At 34.8% G+C, this 19,030-nt stretch carries 15 protein-coding genes and 1 pseudogene; 11 read left to right on the top strand and 5 right to left on the bottom strand.

Annotation, left to right across the window (positions count from 1 at the left end):
• Positions 1-28: 28 nt before the first annotated feature.
• Complete coding sequence (locus CDOM16190_RS08595; RefSeq protein WP_170020139.1) at positions 29-2,605, bottom strand: ATP-dependent Clp protease ATP-binding subunit; 2,577 nt, start codon at positions 2,603-2,605, stop codon at positions 29-31.
• Between the two features lie 262 nt (positions 2,606-2,867).
• Between CDOM16190_RS08595 and CDOM16190_RS08590 the strand changes: the two genes are divergently transcribed.
• From CDOM16190_RS08590 to CDOM16190_RS10970, 9 genes and pseudogenes are all read left to right on the top strand, one after another.
• Positions 2,868-4,172, top strand: coding sequence for a S41 family peptidase (locus CDOM16190_RS08590; protein WP_502707521.1), 1,305 nt, complete (start codon positions 2,868-2,870; stop codon positions 4,170-4,172).
• A gap of 15 nt (positions 4,173-4,187) precedes the next feature.
• Positions 4,188-4,898: a phosphoribosylaminoimidazolesuccinocarboxamide synthase gene (gene purC / locus CDOM16190_RS08585; RefSeq protein WP_170020135.1), complete on the top strand. Its 711-nt coding sequence runs from the start codon at positions 4,188-4,190 to the stop codon at positions 4,896-4,898.
• A 9-nt stretch (positions 4,899-4,907) separates the two neighbouring features.
• The gene (purS, locus tag CDOM16190_RS08580; RefSeq protein WP_170020133.1) at positions 4,908-5,144 is read left to right on the top strand and encodes a phosphoribosylformylglycinamidine synthase subunit PurS; all 237 of its coding nucleotides are present in this window, start codon (positions 4,908-4,910) and stop codon (positions 5,142-5,144) included.
• Positions 5,141-5,806 (top strand): phosphoribosylformylglycinamidine synthase I, encoded by a 666-nt coding sequence (gene purQ, locus CDOM16190_RS08575; RefSeq protein ID WP_170020131.1) that lies wholly within the window; start codon positions 5,141-5,143, stop codon positions 5,804-5,806. The genes purS and purQ overlap by 4 nt, the downstream gene beginning before the upstream one ends.
• The gene (locus tag CDOM16190_RS08570) at positions 5,800-6,993 is read left to right on the top strand and encodes an SH3 domain-containing protein (protein ID WP_170020129.1); all 1,194 of its coding nucleotides are present in this window, start codon (positions 5,800-5,802) and stop codon (positions 6,991-6,993) included. Before purQ ends, CDOM16190_RS08570 begins: the two co-directional genes overlap by 7 nt.
• Positions 6,974-7,660, top strand: coding sequence for a lysophospholipid acyltransferase family protein (locus tag CDOM16190_RS08565; RefSeq protein WP_170020127.1), 687 nt, complete (start codon positions 6,974-6,976; stop codon positions 7,658-7,660). The genes CDOM16190_RS08570 and CDOM16190_RS08565 overlap by 20 nt, the downstream gene beginning before the upstream one ends.
• Positions 7,661-7,697: 37 nt before the next feature.
• Complete coding sequence (locus CDOM16190_RS08560; protein ID WP_170020125.1) at positions 7,698-8,573, top strand: hypothetical protein; 876 nt, start codon at positions 7,698-7,700, stop codon at positions 8,571-8,573.
• Between the two features lie 124 nt (positions 8,574-8,697).
• Positions 8,698-10,563: a molecular chaperone HtpG gene (gene htpG / locus CDOM16190_RS08555; RefSeq protein ID WP_170020123.1), complete on the top strand. Its 1,866-nt coding sequence runs from the start codon at positions 8,698-8,700 to the stop codon at positions 10,561-10,563.
• 1,329 nt (positions 10,564-11,892) lie between these two features.
• Positions 11,893-12,387, top strand: a pseudogene (locus CDOM16190_RS10970) (methyl-accepting chemotaxis protein); the annotation flags it as partial.
• A 33-nt stretch (positions 12,388-12,420) separates the two neighbouring features.
• On the opposite strand, the gene CDOM16190_RS08545 reads toward CDOM16190_RS10970, so the two are convergent.
• Positions 12,421-14,454: an ATP-dependent helicase gene (locus tag CDOM16190_RS08545; RefSeq protein ID WP_170020119.1), complete on the bottom strand. Its 2,034-nt coding sequence runs from the start codon at positions 14,452-14,454 to the stop codon at positions 12,421-12,423.
• Between the two features lie 143 nt (positions 14,455-14,597).
• On the opposite strand from CDOM16190_RS08545, the gene CDOM16190_RS08540 reads away from it, so the two are divergent.
• The gene (locus tag CDOM16190_RS08540; protein ID WP_170020117.1) at positions 14,598-15,758 is read left to right on the top strand and encodes a peptidoglycan glycosyltransferase FtsW; all 1,161 of its coding nucleotides are present in this window, start codon (positions 14,598-14,600) and stop codon (positions 15,756-15,758) included.
• Positions 15,759-16,796: an undecaprenyldiphospho-muramoylpentapeptide beta-N-acetylglucosaminyltransferase gene (gene murG, locus CDOM16190_RS08535; protein WP_170020115.1), complete on the top strand. Its 1,038-nt coding sequence runs from the start codon at positions 15,759-15,761 to the stop codon at positions 16,794-16,796. It abuts the gene before it with no gap.
• Here murG and CDOM16190_RS08530 read toward each other — a convergent pair.
• From CDOM16190_RS08530 to CDOM16190_RS08520, 3 genes are all read right to left on the bottom strand, one after another.
• A complete protein-coding gene (locus CDOM16190_RS08530) occupies positions 16,774-17,520 on the bottom strand; it encodes an imidazole glycerol phosphate synthase (protein ID WP_169974569.1) in 747 nt (248 codons plus the stop codon). The genes murG and CDOM16190_RS08530 overlap by 23 nt on opposite strands.
• Positions 17,521-18,021, bottom strand: a complete 501-nt coding sequence (locus CDOM16190_RS08525) for a PAS domain-containing protein (RefSeq protein WP_169974568.1) — start codon at positions 18,019-18,021, stop codon at positions 17,521-17,523. It abuts the gene before it with no gap.
• A gap of 114 nt (positions 18,022-18,135) precedes the next feature.
• Positions 18,136-19,026 carry a TPM domain-containing protein gene (locus tag CDOM16190_RS08520; RefSeq protein ID WP_170020113.1) on the bottom strand — a complete coding sequence of 297 codons (891 nt, stop codon included), beginning with the start codon at positions 19,024-19,026 and terminating at the stop codon, positions 18,136-18,138.
• Positions 19,027-19,030 lie beyond the last annotated feature (4 nt).

Raw genomic sequence — 19,030 nt, 5'->3', positions numbered from 1 at the left:
GAGCCGATTAAAAACCGGCTCAAAATTCTCATTTTTTTACGATTATATTAATTTTTTCTTTATCACTGCCAACTATGATCTCATCACCACTTTCAAGCTCGTCTTTTAGTATCATATCGGCTAAACGATCTTCAACAAGCTCATAAAGTGCGCGTCTAAGCGGTCTAGCGCCATATACTATATCAAATCCGGCTTTGGCTATAAATTTCTTAGCCTCTTCATTCATGCTAGCCTTAATGCCGCGATTTAGAAGCGTCTTTTCAAGCTCTTTAAACATAATTGCTACGATTTGAGCAAGCCCTTCTTCGCTTAGCGGATTAAAGATGATAGTATCGTCAAGTCTGTTTAAAAACTCTGGCTTAAAGTAGCTTTTCAACTCGTTTTTGACAGCCTCTTCCCTCTCTTCACCCTTTAAATCCATGATAAAATTTGAAGCGATATTTGAAGTTAGGATAATGATCGTATTTTTAAAATCAACAGTAACACCCTTATTATCCGTCGCTCGCCCGTCATCCATGATACCAAGCAGGATATTAAATACATCTTTATGCGCCTTTTCTATCTCGTCAAATAGTATCACGCTATAAGGACGCCTTCTAACGGCCTCGGTTAGCTGTCCTCCCTCATCGTATCCCACATATCCCGGAGGCGCTCCAAGCAGGCGGCTCACGCTGTGCTTTTCCATATATTCGCTCATGTCAAAGCGTATAAGCGCCCTTTCGTCATCAAACAAAAATTTAGCCAGAGCCTTAGCCGACTGCGTCTTACCCACGCCTGTTGGACCAAGAAAAAGAAACGATCCTATCGGACGAGAACCTTCATTAAGCCCCGCTTTATTTCGTTTAATAGCTCTTGCCAAAGCGTGAAGCGCAGGATCTTGACCTACCACGCTATCTCTTAAATGATCCTCTATCATCAGATATTTTTGCTTCTCGCTCGTTAGCATCTTTGAAACCGAAATTCCCGTCCATTTGCTTAAAATTCCCGCAACAAGCTCTTCATCAACTTGATTTTTAAGCAACACGCCCGCCTTTTTCATCTCTTCCCACTTTACCTCAAGCTCTTTTTGGCGATTTGAAGCGTCTAAAATTTTGCCGTATTCTATCTCGGCAGCCTTTTGAAGATCGCCGTTTCTACGAGCTATCTCAGCCTCGTTTTTAAGAGTTTCTATCTCTTTTTTTGCATTTGAAATTCCGTTAAAGACGCTCTTTTCATTTTCAAATTTCACTTCAAGAGCTTGCTTTTTCTCGTTTAGATCGGCAATTTCTTTCTCTATCTCTTTAAGACGCTCTTCGTTTTTAGCCTCATCTTCCATCTTAAGCGCCTCTTTTTCAACCTGCAAGGTAACTATCTCGCGCTTAATCTTAGCCAGCTCATAAGGCTCGCTTTCTATCTGCATCTTAAGCTCGGCAGCTGCCTCATCGATTAAATCTATCGCCTTATCGGGCAAAAAGCGGTTTGAGATATAGCGGTCGCTTAGCTTTGCAGCCGCTACCAAAGCGCTGTCGGTTATGCTTACGCTATGGTGAACCTCTAAACGCTCCTTTATACCGCGCAAAATTTGCAAGGCCTCATTTACGCTTGGCTCTTTTACGTCAATAGGCTGAAATCGGCGCTGAAGCGCGGCGTCTTTTTCAAAATATTTCCTATACTCTTTTAGTGTCGTTGCACCCACGGCATGCAGCTCTCCTCTTGCAAGCGCAGGCTTTAGGATGTTTGCCGCGTCCATACTTCCCTCGCTCGCTCCCGCACCGACGATAGTATGAATTTCATCGATAAAAAGTATGATATTGCCTGCGCTTTTTACCTCGTTTATGACGGCCTTTAGCCTATCTTCAAATTCACCCCTATACTTTGCGCCCGCAATAAGAGCGCTCATATCAAGCGCGATAACTCGCTTGTTCATAAGACTTACGGGAACGTCTTTTGAAACTATCTTTTGAGCTAGCCCTTCGACGATAGCCGTTTTTCCAACGCCCGGTTCGCCAAGCAAGATAGGATTATTTTTGCTCTTTCTTATTAAAATTTGCATCATCCTAGTTATCTCTTCATCTCGTCCAATAACCGGATCAAGCTCGGCGTTTATAGCCTTTTTGGTTAGATCGATACCGAATTTTTCCAAACTATCAAGAGTTTCGTCGCTTGTTTGAGTGTCTATCTTGCGCCCTGCTCTAATGGCTTCTAAACTCTTTTTGATCTCAAGAGCATCGGTAAATTTAGCCAAAATTTCTCTTATCTCTTTAAGCTCTAAAGCAGAAATTATCCAAGTATCAACCGCTATAAAGCTATCGCCCATACTTACCATAAGAGCCTTTGCGCTCTCAAGCGAATTTAAAAGCTCGCGAGAAATTTGGATATTTTCTTTGCTTACGTTTGAGCTTGTCGCAAGGCTTGAAATTTTGCTTTTGACCTCTAAATCAACAGCATTTTTTGAGATTGACATCTGATTAAAGACTTGATTTAGTATGGAAGCCGAGTCCGTCACCAAACCCCAAAAAATGTGCAAAGGCATAACCTGCGGATTTTTAGCGTGCAAAGCTAAACTTATACCGTTTTCAAGGGTTTCTTGCATCTGTGCAGTTAAGCTTTCGCCTATGTTTGCCATATTATCTCCTTATTTAGTTTTATATTATTTATATTATATAACTTTAGTGAAGTATTGTCAAGTTTCATTAGTATATGCATTGCATATAAATATATAAATTTGGTTATAATTTGTTTAAAATTTAACACAAAATTTATATAAATCAATCTTTTAATTTCTAAAATTTAAATCCCTAATAGCTTAAATTTAGCCACTTTTTATACAATTTTTTCTATAATTAAGCCTATTTAATATATAGGAGAATTCTTTGAGTAGGAAGGGGATTTTTTTCACTTCAGGACTGATTTCTATAGCACTTACCGCCACATTAATCACAGCAAACCTGAATGCAAAAAACAATGAAGATGATGCGAGCGCAAGAGTGGAAGCTCTCTCTAAGCTTACAAAGACAATATCAACGATTGAAAAGTACTATGTAGACGACATGAAATTTAAAGAGATTGTGGATAAGGCGATCGAAGGGCTTTTAAACAACCTTGATGCGCATTCTGGATTTTTAAACGAAAAAGCCTTTAAGGATATGCAAGTTCAGACAAACGGTGAATTTGGAGGACTTGGTATCACGGTAGGCATTAAGGATGGCGCACTTACGGTTATATCGCCTATTGAAGGCACTCCTGCCGATAAAGCTGGTGTAAAAAGCGGAGATATCATCTTAAGAATAGACGGCAACGCAACCCTTGGCACGACAATAGAAGAAGCTATAAACAAGATGCGCGGCAAGCCTAAAACGCCTATAACCATAACAATAGTAAGAAAAGGCGAGCCAAAGCCGTTTGACATCAAACTGATTCGCGATATAATATCTGTAGAATCAGTCTATGCAAAGATGATAGAAAATGAAAATATACTCTATCTTAGAGTAACAAATTTCGATAAACATGTTACTCAAAAAGCTGAAGATTTTATTAAAAAATATCCAAAAGCGGAAGGTATTGTTCTAGATCTTCGTAATAACCCCGGCGGACTCCTAAACCAAGCGGTCGGACTTACAAATTTATTCGTAGATAGCGGAATAATCGTCTCTCAAAAAGGAAGAAATTCAAGTGAAAATTCAGAATACAAGGCATCAAGAAGCAACAAAATAACAAATCTTCCTTTGGTTGTTTTGGTAAACGGCGGAAGTGCAAGCGCTAGCGAGATTGTAAGCGGTTCTCTACAAGATCATAAAAGAGCTGTTGTTGTAGGAGAAAACACATTTGGTAAAGGAAGCGTGCAGATAATATTACCGGTAGACGGAAAAGAGGCGCTAAGGCTTACTATAGCTAGATATTACCTGCCAAGTGGACGAACAATACAAGCGGTAGGCGTAACTCCTGATATAAAAGTATTTCCTGGCAAGGTTCCTCAAGAGGAATCGAGTATGTTTGCGATAAAAGAGAGTGAATTAAAAAAACATCTTGAAAATGAGCTAACAAAAATCGCAGACCATAAGCAAGATACAAATTTAACAGCTAAAAAAGATGAAGCAAAAGAAGATAAGACTATACTGGCTCAAGCAAAAGTCAATGAGGACATGCAGCTAAAATCTGCTATAGATGCTATAAAAGTGTTAAAAATCAAATAACCTAAGGAGAACAGGATGGAGAAAAAAGAGTTAGTCTATGAAGGAAAAGGCAAAAGGATGTACGCGACTGATGATGCGGATCTTTTAATAGCCGAGTTTAAAGACGATTTAACGGCTTTTGATGCCCAAAAAAGAGGAAACGAGGCTGGAAAAGGTGCTCTAAATAATAAAATTTCAACGCAACTTTTTAATCTTTTAAAAGAAAAAGGTATAGAAACCCACTTAGTAAAAACACTAAACGATACTGAACAACTGATTAAAAAATGCAAAATAATCCCTCTTGAAGTGGTGGTAAGAAATATAGCTACAGGTTCACTTACTAAGCGCCTGGACATACCTGACGGAACGGTTTTGCCTTTTGCCTTGGTTGAGCTATATTACAAGGATGATGCGCTACACGATCCTTTGGTAAATGACGAACACTGCCTGGCTATGGGACTTGTAAAAAGCGAAAACGACCTTGATAGACTAAAGCATTTAGGTAGAGAGATAAACTCTGTATTGTTTAAATTTTTCGCGGATAGAAAGTTAAAACTTGTTGATTTTAAAGTCGAATTCGGCGTAGATAAAGATGGAAATATTATACTAGCAGATGAAATTAGTCCTGATAGTTGCAGATTTTGGGATGCCGATACAAATGAAAAGCTTGACAAAGATAGATTTAGACAAGATATTGGAAATGTAAAAGTAGCCTACGAAGAGGTTTTAAGAAGAATTTTATCATAAAGGTTATAGATGAAAGCTATAGTAAACGTATCACTTAAAAATGGAGTTTTAGATCCTCAAGGAAAGGCTGTAGAGCACGCACTTGGCTCGCTCGGATTTAACGGCATATCAAACGTAAGAGTTGGAAAACAAATCGTCCTTGATATAGACGCCAAAGATAAAGATGAGGCCAAAAAAGCTCTTACAAATATGTGTGAAGAGCTTTTGGCAAACACAGTTATAGAAGATTACGAGATCATAGTATGAAAGTCGCCATAGTCTTATTTCCCGGAACAAACTGTGAAACGGATACCGAGTATGCTTTTGAAATTTTAGGATGCCAAACGGAGATAATTTGGCACAAGCAAGATGAGATAAATGCAGATCTTATAGTGCTTCCCGGTGGCTTTAGCTACGGAGACTACTTAAGAACGGCTGCTATCGCTAAATTTTCTCCAGCCATGAAAGCGGTGTTAAATCACGCTCAAAAAGGTGGATACATCTTAGGAATTTGCAACGGATTTCAGATGCTTTGCGAGCTAAAACTGCTTGCAGGAGCTATGAGAAGAAACGAAAATTTAAGCTTTATCTCAAAGTATCATCACCTTAAAGTCATTGCAAATTCAAACAAATTTCTTTCAAATTTAGAGGTCGGCGAGATAGTAAATGTCCCGCTGGCTCACGGTGAAGGAAATTTCTATACTGATGAAGATACTTTAAAAAGCATGTATGACAACGAGCAAGTGCTTTTAAAATATTGTGATAAAGATGGAAATGAACTGAATCCAAACGGCTCTATAGATAGTATTGCTGGAATTTGTGATAAAAATAAAAAGATTTTCGGACTTATGCCACATCCTGAGCGAGCATGCGAGAAAATCTTAGGTGGAGATGACGGACTTAGGATGCTTAAAGGGCTAGTTTGTTAAAACACATCGCCCTATTTTTGATAGCCGTTTTTGCTATCGCTCAAGAACCTAGTATCTTTGATATGATGGGAGGCGAAAGAAGCGAAAAGGTTATCAAAAAGGCTCCACTACAAACTATAGCTCCCACAAACGAGCCTGAAATCAATATATCTGAAACTCAAATTTATCAGACGGTAGAGCCGAGTCAGCTTATAATCACAACCTCTAATATACCAAAAGAGGTCTATGCTGGCGAGATTTTTAAATTCGGAATTACCGCCAATACTCAATCAAATATAGTCGTAGATATCAAAACAACTGTATTAGAAAATGAAAATTTAAAATGGTTGAATAAAAATTTACAATGGGAAAATATCGGCAACGGAATTTACAAAAGTGAGATATTTTTAGAGGCTAACTCAACAGAGCAAAAAAATACTAAGATAACCATAAATTTAAAAAGAAATGGTGAATTTTTCCAAACTGCAAACACAACTATCAATCTACCAAGCTTAAAACAGATAAAAAGCGATCAAAATTATAGCCACATAGTAGCAAACTCGCTAGAAATCAAAAAACATAAAACAAACAAATTTGATGATAAAAATTTAATTATGATAGTTGAGCTAGTCGGCAAAAATACCAACATAACAGACTTTTGGCTAAATGACCCTGCAATATTAAAGCAGGGAGTTGATTCCGTAAGTGGAAATTTTAATTCGCATAGCGGTTTTTATTTTGCAATTTTTACTCCCGAAAAAACTTCTCTGGATTTTAGCTATTTCAATCTAAAAAACAAAAAGCTAGAAAGCTTTTCTCTTCCTGTCATAGTCGAAGATGACGAAATAAGCACTCAAATCGGACTAAATCCAAAACAAAGCAAATTTGAAATTTACAAAGATACAGCCGGATATATTCTACTGGCAACTTCCTTTATTTTGTTTTTAATCAAAAGAAATAGTATATTTTTAGTATTGACACTGATTTTTGGAGCTTATGGAATATATAGCTATAACCCTTTGGGGAATGCGGTGCTTAAAAAAAATGTAAGTATAAAAATTCTCCCTACTCAAAATTCAAGCATATTCTTTACGACTGAAAATGAAGAAAAAGTAGAAATTTTAGGAGAAAGAAAAGAATTTAAAAAAGTCTTGCTAAATGATGGCAAGGTTGGCTGGGTGTTAAAAGATGATATTATCAAGAATTAAAGCCGCCTATTTCGCGGTTGAATTTACAATCAGTATTTTTTTAGTTGTGTTTTTTATGTGGCTTTTTAAAAATAACATTCGCACTATAAGGCGTATTTGGGCAAGAACACAGAGGTTTTTTGGATTTTACTCTATAAAAATCGAAGGAGAATTTAGCCAAGACGCCAATATGATTATTATGAATCATCAAAGCATGCTAGATATAGTGGTTCTAGAAGAAGTGCATCCTAAAAATCTTTGTTGGATAGCCAAAAAAGAGATAGGAGAGATACCTGTAATAGGCAAAATTTTAAGCTTGCCAAAAATGATCGCCGTAGATAGAGAGAGTAGACACTCTTTGGTAAAATTGGTAAAAGAGGCGCAAGATCGGATAAATAACGGGCGCGTTTTAGCTATTTTTCCTGAAGGAACTAGATCTCAGACAGATACGCTTTTGCCCTTTAAAGGTGGAGCAAAAATAATAGTAGATAGGCTAAATTTAAAGGTACAGCCTATAGTTATAGTCGGAAGCGATATAATGGATGTTAAAAATTTCAGCTTCAAAAACGGCGAGATTAAAATAATATGCCTTGATTTGGTTGATACAAGTGATAAAAATTGGCTAGAAATTACACGCGAAAAAATGCAAAAAACCCTTGATAAAGAGCGAGAAAGTCTTAAAAGCTAATACGCTGCTATTTTAACTACATAAAAAAGGAATAGTAATGAAAAGAATTTTTCTTATTCTATTTCTATTGTTTAAAATTTCAGTTGCAGATGAGATAAATTTTGATATTTTTTACGACCAAAACATATCAAATGAAGAGGTTGACAAAGAGCTTGATAAACTACTTATAGTTTTAAACAAAAATCAAAGTTTAATAAATAAAGAGTTTGGAGATGGTGAGCGAATTTTTTCATTTTTTATAATAAATAGTAAAGTAGGAAATACGGGTAAATTTGATTTTGGGCGCATAGAAAAAGTGCTAAAATTTAAGCCTGATTTAAATTACGATATGTATCAAATAAAAAACACTTCTCCGCTTCATATGGCTATGGCTTTAGGTTTTAACAATGAGACAAAAAACAGAATAAGCGAATATGAAATTTTAAACCTCATTAAAATTTTAGTCAAAAACGGAGCCGATGTAAAGGCTAAGGAGCTTTTAGTCACAGCTTATAATATTAATCGATTTAAAATTTTTAAATACTTTCTTGATAGCGGCACAAAAGATGCTACCAAAATTATGTTTTCTATAGCCGCCGACATGGGAATATTTATGGGAAATAACGGACTTTCCATAAATAAAAATAAGCTTGAAAATAGCAAAGAAAGAGAGTTTATAACAACAGATAAATTTAAAAATTTTTATGAAAGCAAGATAAGGTTTCTAAAAGAAGCTCTTAAATTTGTAAAATTAAACGAATTTGATCTAAAAGATATTGAGATTTTTATAATAGTAAATTCTATTTTGGACAATGACAAGGCTATTCAAATTCTACTTGACAATGAGCTTTGTAAGCTTGCAAATATTTGTGATTTTTTAAAAGAGACCGCAAGGCATTATAATAGCAAAAAAATATTAAAGCTACTAAAATAATATAAAACAACTTTAACATTGATATTATTCATATCAAGTTTATTGAATTTATATTATGATTTATTGAAAAAATTAGCAATTTATAGTATAATCTGCCAAAAAAATTAAATAAAAAAGGAAAAATATGGCAAAAAAAGCAGATAAATTTGAATTTCAAACTGAAGTGAACGAGCTTTTAAATCTCATGATTCACTCACTATATTCAAATAAAGAGATTTTTCTAAGAGAGCTAATATCAAACGCATCAGACGCTCTTGATAAGTTAAACTACCTTTGTTTAACAAACGATGAATACAAAACTTTAAATTACCTACCTAGAATTGATATTAGTCTGGATAAAGATAAAAAAACACTTACAATCAGCGATAATGGCATAGGAATGAATAAAGAGGATTTAATAAACAACCTAGGTACTATTGCCAGAAGTGGAACAAAGAACTTTGTCAAAGAACTTAGCGGTGAAGCTAAAAAAGATAGCGCACTTATCGGACAGTTTGGAGTTGGATTTTACTCAGCATTTATGGTTGCCAATAAAATAGAGGTTTTAAGCAAAAAGGCTCTTGAAGATAAAGCCTTTTTATGGAGCTCTGACGCCAAAAGTTATGAGATAAAAGAGAGTCAAAAAGATATTCACGGAACAACCATAACCCTGTTTTTAAAAGATAGCGAATTTAGTGAATTTTACCGCATAGAAGGTATTGTAAAAAAATATTCTAACCATATTCCGTATCCTATCTTTGCTGATAAAGAAGATTATATCCCGCCAAAAGACGGAGAAAAAGAGGGAAGCTATGAGACAAGAAACGTTCAGATAAACAAAGCCTCAGCCCTTTGGAAGCTAAATAAATCAAATATCAAGGCTAATGAATACAATGATTTTTATAAACAAATCAGCCACGACAGCACAGATCCTTTGGCATATTTTCATACCAAGGCGGAGGGAAAGATAGAATACACTACTCTATTTTTTATCCCGGCCACAGAGCCGTTCGATCTATTTAGAGTGGATTATCAAAGTGGCGTCAAGCTATATGTAAAAAGCGTATTTATAAGCGATGACGCAAAAGAGCTTTTGCCGCCATTTTTAAGATTTGTAAGAGGAATAATAGATGTTGAGGACTTGCCGCTTAACGTAAGCCGTGAAATTTTACAAGAAAATAAGATAATGGCAAATGTAAAAGATCAGAGCGTCAAAAAAATCTTGACAGAGCTTGCTAAAATAAAAGACAAAGATAGAGAAAAATACATAAAATTTTACAAACTATTCGGAAAAGTGCTTAAAGAGGGACTATACGGGTTTAATAACGACAAAGAGCAAATTTTAGACCTTGCACTATTTAAATCCAGCAAAAGAGATAGTTTGGTAAGTTTAAAAGAGTACAAAGAGCAGATGAAAGAGGATCAAAAAAGCATATATTATATAAGTGGAAACAACGAGTCTATGCTAAGAAATTCACCTCTTCTGGAAAGCTTTAAGAAAAACGATATAGAAGTCTTAATAATGGACGAGGAAATTGATACTATAGTAATGCCTATGGTGTATGAATTTGACAAAACTCCTATCAAGCCTGTAAATCACTCCGATATCGATAGCGAAATAAAAACCGAAGAAGATAAGATTGACGAGAGCAAGCACACTGAAATTTTAGTAAAAATGCGCGAAATTTTAAAAGACGATGTTAAAGACGTTAAGCTTAGCTCCAGACTTAGCGACTCGGCTGCTGTTTTGATATATGATAAAAACGATCCTGACTTTTCTATGCAAACTATATTAAAGCAGATGGGTCAGACAAATTTGCCAAAAGTTAAACCGATTTTAGAGATAAATCCAAATCATGAAATTTTTGAAAAATTGAACAAAAACGAGGCTATGATCTATGATATATCTACTCTACTTCTTGATATGGCAAAGATCAATGAGGGAATGAATATAGAAAATCCTTTAGAATTTAGCAAAACCTTAACTAGAGTAATGCTAAAAGCACTATAAAAACTACTATTTTTAATTTTGGTTATCTTAAATTTTGAGTTTTTAAGATAACCAAAAATTTAGTTATAAATTTCTATTTCTTTAAGCAAAAGATAATACTCCTGGTAATATAATAAAGATAGATTAATTTAATGAAAATATTTATTTTTGAAAATAATCAAAGGAGTGCCAATGTCGCTATTTCAATCAAAAGGCTTTCAGCGTCTTTTGATGATTTTAAGTATAGCTTCGATACTTGTTTTAGGATATATCTTCCTGCAAATGCGAAGCGTGTCAGAAGACTTAGTAGGTGCTGCACAAAAACAGCTTACATCATATAAATTGGCTGACGAACTTAGGCAAAGTTCTGATGACTTGACCAGTCTTGTTAGAACTTTTGTAGCTACTAATGGAAATCCGATTTATGAAAAACAATACAATCAAGTATTGGATATAAGAAATGGAAAAATTCCTAGACCTGATACGAAAGAGCAAATTTCTCTAAAAGATCTTATGCAAAAAGAGGGATTTACACAGGATGAATTTAAGAAGTTGGAATCTGCTGAAGGAAAATCTACAGATCTTGCCAAGCTTGAAATAAAAGCTATAGATATTATTAAAAAATACGGTTCTAAAGATGAAGCTATGGAGCTTGTATTTGGTAAAACCTACAATGACTACAAAGCTGAAATTTCTAAACCTATAGATGAATTTTTCGCTTTAGTTGAGCAAAGAACAACACAAAGCTTTGAGTTTTTTAAAGATAACCTGACAAACCTTCAAATTATATTCTTGACTTTATTGATAGTAACGATCATACTTGTAGCTCTGCTTGCATATGTTAGCGAAAAGGTTCCAGAAGGGCTTCTTGGAGCAAAAGCATCAAAGATAGAAGAAGTTGTCAAAGAGGTTTCAAAAGGAAATTTAGCAGTAGCTATAAAAACAGACAATCCAAACAGTGCAATTGGGCTTTTAAAAACAGCTGTTGATAACTTAAAAGCTCTAATAAGCGAAGTTAAACATCTCTCTGCAGAAAACTCATCAGTCTCATACGAGCTATCCGCAGCAGCTATTCAAACTGGAAAAAACGTTGAAAACTCATCAAATATAATTCAGGAAACTACAAATAAAGCTACAACTATAAAAGAGCAAATCGAAAATTCTATAGAAGAGGCAAAAAAGAGTAAGGCCGATATGGAGGCTGCGAGTAGCGGTATCATAGAAGCAAATAACGCCATAGAGCATCTAAGCAACAAAATTCAATCCAGTGTCGAAGTTGAGCTTGATCTAGCAAGCAGAATTTCTCAACTTAGTAGCGACGCAGAGCAGGTAAAAGGCGTATTGGCTGTAATAAACGATATAGCAGATCAGACAAATTTACTAGCGCTAAATGCAGCTATCGAGGCAGCAAGAGCTGGTGAGCATGGACGCGGGTTTGCAGTAGTTGCCGATGAGGTTAGAAAACTGGCCGAAAGAACTCAAAAAAGCCTAGTGGAGATAAATGCTACAATAAATATTATAGTGCAAGCTATATCAGACTCAAGCGAGAAGATGAACTCAAATTCTAGACAAATAGGAGAGCTTACTTTAGTGGCGGATGAGGTTAGAGACAAGATAGTATTTATGAGCAATAGTATGCAAAAAGCCATAATTATGTCTGATGCCAGAGTTGAAGACTATATAAAAACCGGTGATAATATAAAGCAAATTATCTATGGAATGTCAAATATCAACAACATCTCATCCGAAAATACAAAGAGTGTCGAAGAGATAGCAAACGCGACAGATCACTTAAATAAAATGACAGAGATACTAAATAATAAACTTTCTGAGTTTAAAACTTGATATTTTATGGTCTCTTACTGAGACCATAAAAATTTATATTTTTTCCTTGGCCATTCCAGCTTCTATCAAAAATCTACTTGGTTGATAAGTAACTCTTTTTATCTTATCGTATTTTGCATAGCTTAGATATAGCTCATCTCTTGCTCTAGTAACAGCAACATAAAACAGCCTTCTCTCCTCTTCCAAACTTCCACCCATACCCATGAGCTTTAAATTCGGAAAGCGATTTTGCGCAAGATCGACTATAAAAACCTGATCAAATTCAAGCCCCTTGCTAGCATGCACACTTAAGAGATTTACACCCTCACCTTCACTCATCTCATTACTGCCAAGAGTTATGAAGTTATAAAATTTTTCCAAATCACTGTAGTTTTTACTAAGCTCACTTAATATTTCAACTTTAGCCATGATTTTTTCTATAGCTTCTGTTTTTAAGCCCTCATCAATATTTCCATTTTTCATTGTAGCTCTTTTGGTAGCTAAAAAATCAACTATAAGAGAGTAAATTTTGCTATTTTTAATCTCGTTGATTAAAGAATTTGGTCTAGAAAGACGTCTTGCATGAAGTAAAAAATTATAAATTTCATATAAAAATATTGCCGCATTTTCATTTAATTTTTCCATTTTAAGTATCGGATGAGAGAAAAATTTATCACTAAATTTAAGCTTAGAAAACCTTGACATCTCACCTATTTCACTAAATTCGTCAAAAAGCCCCAATTGATAATTTTTTTTCTTTTTTTCAAAGGCATTTACTTTATCGTCAGGATTTAAAAACCCGTCTATCAAATTTCCGTGCCCTACTTTTACAATCAGATCAAACATCTCCTTACTAAGAGCGGCTCCAACGCCCTTAGCATATTCACATACATGAATAAAGGCCATAATATCTTTTGGGTTTATTAAAATCGCGTATATATCCATTAAAGCTCTTATCTCCCTACTTTCAAAAAAGCCAATTCCGCCTTTTCGCTTAGAGCTTACTCCTCGCTCTTTCAAAGCCACCTCAAGCCCATCGGCACTTGAGTTATTACGAAAGATTATTGCAATATTTTCTTTACTAAATTTTGAATTTGATATTATCTCGGCAATATTTGAATACTGGTTAAAAAGCTCATCATAAACAAGAAGCTTTGGTGATGGTAAATTTCCCTCTCGGCTTACAATCAGTTTTTTATCATACAAACGAGGATTGTTTGAGATCACTTTATTTGCAAGGGCTAGTATACTTGAACTACTGCGGTAATTGATATTTAAAGCATAGATGCTAGCGTCTTTAAACCTATCTTTAAAAGAGCCGATTATCTCTATATTTGCACCGTTAAAGGCATAAATACTTTGATCAAAGTCGCCTACGCAAAAGAGGCTTTTTGTATTAAAAGCATCTATTAAAGAGCCTTGCAGAGTATTTGTGTCCTGATATTCGTCTATTAAAATTTCATCATATTTTAAAGGCGCTCCCTTTCTTAGCTCGTTTCGCATTTTTATAAGCAGATCGTTAAAGTCCACATAGCCAAATTTCGCCTTCTCTTGTTCAAACTCATTTAAAATATCATCATAAACTTCAGCATATATAGACTGCTCTTCATTTCTAGCCTTAAACCACTCATAAAAACTCTCTTCATTGCTTGAATTTTGATAAAGTGAATATAGATCGTATAGATAAGCTCCACCATACGCCTTAGCTTCGCCCAAATGTTGAAATCTGCGCCTTTCCACAAGACTTTTTAAAAGAGTTTTTAACTCGCTTGGCTGTTTTAATACTATATTTTTTTCAAGAGATTTTAAAAGAGAGTAAGATACAGAGTGAAATGTGCCAGCAGTAATTTTAGAGGTAATTTTTTTGTCAAAATAACGCTCTAGCCTCTCTATCATCTCACTTGAGGCCTTGTTTGTAAAGGTTAAAAGCAAAATTTTACTAGGATTTACTCCTAAATTTAATAGATGCGCTATCCTTGCAACGATCGTTGAAGTCTTGCCTGTGCCTGCGCTTGCTATGATAAGATTGTGCCCAAAAGGCGCAGTTGCGGCACTGTATTGATCCGAATTTAGTCTTGAAAGTGGCATTTATCCTCTCTTAAAAAAGATTTAATTATACGCTAATTTAAATTTAAAGCTTATAAAATTTAAAATGACACTGACACTTTTAACATATTTATAAGAAAATTTTAAGTAAAATCGAGGCTAAAATCCAAAATACGGAGAGAGTTTTGCAAGTAGATAAGTGGGTGTTTTACGCTTGCGTCGCACTAATAACTATAGGTATTATTTTTTCACTCTCTTTGCCTGTTTTTACCGTGCTTTTTTTTAACTATGAACCATATCACTTCTTTTATAGACAGCTGGCGGTCGGAGCTTTAGGTATATTTGTCATCTGGGCTCTATCGCAGTTAAATCCAGATAAGTCACTAGTATGGATAGGCTTTGGACTATTTATCCTATGCGCTCTTGCTATGGGTGTTATGCATGCACTTCCAAGCTCTATGGTTACGGATGCGGGAGGCGCAAAAAGATGGATTAGGCTACCTGGATTTTCACTCGCTCCGGTTGAGTTTTTTAAAATAGGCTTTGTCTATTTTCTTGCATGGAGCTTTGCAAGAAAGATTGATGATAGCAAAAAGAGCTTAAAGGAAGAATTTAACCTAATACTTCCGTATTTATTTTTATTTTTGATAGTTGTTTATCTAATAGCAGTCCTTCAAAACGATCTTGGTCAGGTTATAGTTTTGGCTCTTACTCTTGTAATGATGGCTCTTTTTGCAGGAACTAGCCTTAGGCTTTTTGGGATAGGGCTTTTTGGAGCGGGCATGCTTGCCACAATCGCAATAGTAACATCAGAGCATAGAATTTTACGTATTAAATCATGGTGGGGAACTATACAAAATATAGTGCTTTCAATACTGCCTGAAAATATGGCAAACGCCTTAAGAGTAGCAGATGTGCCTGAGCCATATCAAATTTCGCACTCGCTAAACGCGATAAAGCACGGCGGATTTTTCGGAGAAGGGCTTGGCGCAGGAGTATTTAAACTAGGCTTTTTAAGCGAGGTTCATACCGACTTCGTATTAGCGGGTATAGCTGAAGAGATTGGTGTATTAGGAATATTTGGTATCACTTCAATAATCGTATTTTTACTATATAGAATATTTAAAATTTCATCAAGAAGCGAAAATAAGGTCTATCATCTATTTTCACTAGGCATAGGGCTTTTGATATCATTTTCTTTTCTTATGAACTCTTACGGAATTACTTCCATAACCCCTATTAAAGGTATAGCGGTACCATTTCTAAGCTACGGAGGAAGTTCTATTTTAGCACTTTGCGTGGGTATAGGGATGGTTTTGATGATAAGCAAAAAGGTATCAAACTAAATGATAGTAATATGCGGTGGTGGCACCGGAGGACATCTGGCTATCGCAAAAACCCTCAATGAAGAGATTGCAAGTCGTGATATAAAAACCATCTTCATAGGCTCAACTAACGGACAAGATAGGCAGTGGTTTGAAAATGATCAAAATTTCAGCTCTAAATTTTTCCTGCCTAGCCAAGGAGTAGTTAACAAAAAAGGCTTTAATAAGCTTATTTCACTTTTTAATATCGTAAAACTAGCTTTTAAATGCAGGCAAATTTTTAAGGATAATAAAGTAAAGGCCGTAATAAGCGTAGGTGGTTACAGTGCAGCGCCTGCGGCATTTGCAGCCATTATATCAAATATACCGCTTTTTATACACGAACAAAACTCCATAGTCGGAAATTTAAATAAAATTTTAAAACCATTCGCAAAAGAGTTTTTTAGCTCATACGATGAGCCTAAATTTGACTATCCTGTAGCGGATAAATTTTTTGACACCTCGCGAGAGAGAAAAGAGCTAAGAACTATAATATTTCTAGGAGGCTCTCAGGGCGCATCGGCTATAAATTCACTTGCTTTAAATCTAGCTATGATATTAAAAGAAAAAAATATAAAAATAATTCATCAATGCGGTAAAAATTCGCTTGATAACTTACGAGAAGAGTATAAAAAGCTTGGATTTACAGATAAAACTTTAGAACTTTTTGACTTCAGCAAGGAGATAGAGCTAAAGATGAAAGAGGCTGATTTAGCCATAAGCAGAGCTGGTGCTGGCACACTATGGGAGCTTTGCGCAAACAATTTGCCAGCCATATTTATACCTTATCCTTATGCGGCAAATAATCACCAAATGTATAATGCAAAATTTTTAGTAGATCAAAATTTAGCCAAATTTTGCTTTCAAAAAGACAACAAAATAGATAAAAACGAGATTTTACAACTAATAGAATCTATAAATTTAAGAGAAGTTTCATTGAATTTAAAGCATCAAATATACAAAAACAGTGCAAAAAAAATCATAGATGAAATCTTGTTTAAGATAACTTCTCTCCGATAGAATTTACCTTAAGCTCTTTTAGTTCATACGCTAAATAGTGGTATATAAGCTCCTCGGTCTTTAGGCTTTTATCGCTAAATATAGGATTTATCATAGATATTATCCTATCTGTCATTCCTGCGATCTCGACTAGCAGGAGTTGATCATGTCTTTTTTTAGCTATCTTGATACTATAGAGAAAAAACTTATATAAAACTTTAAATTCGCTCAAAATTACATTTGATATGATATTAGCCCTTATTTTTAGAGTTTCATCTATTTTTTTTTGGAATTCAACTAGATCTTTAAGTATATTTTTTATAGTTTTCATCTCTTTGGTATTTTTTTGTATCCATCTTTTAGAATCGGCTTTAAGCAAATTTCCATATTCTAAAACAAAAAGATCTATAATTTTTTTTATATTTTTAGAAGCTTCTTGAAGCTTACTGCTAGTCTCAAGACTAACTCCCTTTTTTTCGGTTTTGATTGAAATTTTTCTAATGATTTGATCAAGATATAAGCTAATATTATAATAGTATTCTTCATTATCGAATACATTTGCAAAATACATACTATCTTTGCTCTCTAAAATATCATGCACTTTAATGGAGTCAACCAAAGTACTAAATTCGGCAATACTCATCTGAGTAGCCTCTTTTGCAATCTCTATATTTAAGAGTAATGCAAGTTCAGACTTTATATCATTGATGTTTTTTAATATTGAAGGATAATCCATTTTGTCCACCTATCCTCTTTGGAGCTTATGTACTAATTCATCATACTCTACATTTGATTCTTTTAAAATTTTATCTAATAATTTACCAGAAGCTTCCATTCCGCCTGTTTTTTCAGCCTCTAAAAGCTTTTTATATATACTTTCTATGAATTTTACGCCATCCATATTGGGCCTTCTTCTCACAGAGTGATATCCCACTATTTCACCGTTCTCATCCACAGATGCAGTTACATTTGCAAAAACCCAATAATATCCGCCTTTAAAACTCTTATTCTTAACAAATGCAAAAATCTCTCTTTTCGACTTAATTCTATCCCATAAAAGCTTAAAAACAATGCGAGGCATATCCGGATGCCTTATGATATTATGAGGCTTTCCTAAAAGATCACTCGCTCTGGCTCCGACTATTTCTAAAAACGGTTCATTACAATAGGTTATCTTTCCTTTTGTATCCGTTTTAGAAACTATAAAATCATTCTCTTTGACAAAATACTGCTTCTCTTCTTGCATCTTACAAAAAATCCCTTAATTAAAAGAAAAACTTTATAATAAAGAAAAATTATACCCAATATAAAATATAAATTTTATAAATTTTTAATAAAGCTAATCAGCATTTGCTTATTTTTACCATCTTCCGCTAGCTCCGCCTCCTCCAAAGCTTCCACCACCTCCGCTAAAGCCTCCGCCGGAAGAGCTGCTTGAACCCCCACCACTTGAACTGCTAAAACCTGAGCTAGAAAAATCACCTCCGGATCTTCTTTTTTTTGAGTTATTCATCTTTTTAACCATAGGATAAATGAGTATAAAAAACGCTCCAAGCAGAGCAAAAGAGACTAAAACCGTATCGGTCTTTAAAAACATATCCAAAAAAGAAGACGAAAACACTCCTGCAAAAGCCGACATAAAAGATGTTAAACCAATGTCTTTTAAGAACTTAATTTTAAAAATTACACCTATAAAAAGCAAGGCAAAGCCGCCGACTATCATAATAGTAGTAAAGCTAAAAAACGTATCCATCTTAGGATCCGTCACATAATCATTACTGCTATCTTCATCTATGAAGTTTAGTATCTTATCTATTCCATCTAAGATGCCTTGTTCTAAATTTCCATCTTTAAATTTAGGGATGATTACTCTTTGTATTATCTCATGGCTTATGGCATCCGTTAATGATCCTTCTAAACCATATCCTACTTCTATGCGAATTTCCTTTTCATTTGGAGCTACTACTAACAATACTCCATTGTTTTTATCTTTTTGTCCTATGGACCACTTTCTTGCAAGTTCTAAGGAGTAGCTTTCTATACTTTGTCCTTCAAGTGAATTTAAAGTAACTACTACTACTTGATTTGTTGTATTTGTTTCATGGTTTGCAAGAATTTTAGTTAAGTTTTCTCTTGCTGTTTGGCTTAGTATATTTGCTTCATCTACTACTCTGCCGGTGAGGGTTGGGAGTGAAATTTCACCCGCAAACAAAGATAAAAAAGCCGATAAAATCAGTAAAATTTTCTTCATCTCT

This window comes from Campylobacter sp. RM16190, from assembly GCF_012978835.1.
GTDB lineage: Bacteria > Campylobacterota > Campylobacteria > Campylobacterales > Campylobacteraceae > Campylobacter_A.
This window is presented reverse-complemented; position numbering and strand designations above follow the sequence as displayed.

Excerpts from the sequence above, each read along its gene's own strand:
- CDOM16190_RS08565 (WP_170020127.1), top strand. The coding sequence starts at position 6,974 with ATGATATTATCAAGAATTAAAGCCGCCTATTTCGCGGTTGAATTTACA.
- CDOM16190_RS08520 (WP_170020113.1), bottom strand. The coding sequence starts at position 19,026 with ATGAAGAAAATTTTACTGATTTTATCGGCTTTTTTATCTTTGTTTGCG.
- htpG (WP_170020123.1), top strand. The coding sequence starts at position 8,698 with ATGGCAAAAAAAGCAGATAAATTTGAATTTCAAACTGAAGTGAACGAG.
- CDOM16190_RS08525 (WP_169974568.1), bottom strand. The coding sequence starts at position 18,021 with ATGCAAGAAGAGAAGCAGTATTTTGTCAAAGAGAATGATTTTATAGTT.
- purS (WP_170020133.1), top strand. The coding sequence starts at position 4,908 with ATGAAAGCTATAGTAAACGTATCACTTAAAAATGGAGTTTTAGATCCT.
- purQ (WP_170020131.1), top strand. The coding sequence starts at position 5,141 with ATGAAAGTCGCCATAGTCTTATTTCCCGGAACAAACTGTGAAACGGAT.
- purC (WP_170020135.1), top strand. The coding sequence starts at position 4,188 with ATGGAGAAAAAAGAGTTAGTCTATGAAGGAAAAGGCAAAAGGATGTAC.
- CDOM16190_RS08595 (WP_170020139.1), bottom strand. The coding sequence starts at position 2,605 with ATGGCAAACATAGGCGAAAGCTTAACTGCACAGATGCAAGAAACCCTT.
- CDOM16190_RS08560 (WP_170020125.1), top strand. The coding sequence starts at position 7,698 with ATGAAAAGAATTTTTCTTATTCTATTTCTATTGTTTAAAATTTCAGTT.
- CDOM16190_RS08545 (WP_170020119.1), bottom strand. The coding sequence starts at position 14,454 with ATGCCACTTTCAAGACTAAATTCGGATCAATACAGTGCCGCAACTGCG.
- murG (WP_170020115.1), top strand. The coding sequence starts at position 15,759 with ATGATAGTAATATGCGGTGGTGGCACCGGAGGACATCTGGCTATCGCA.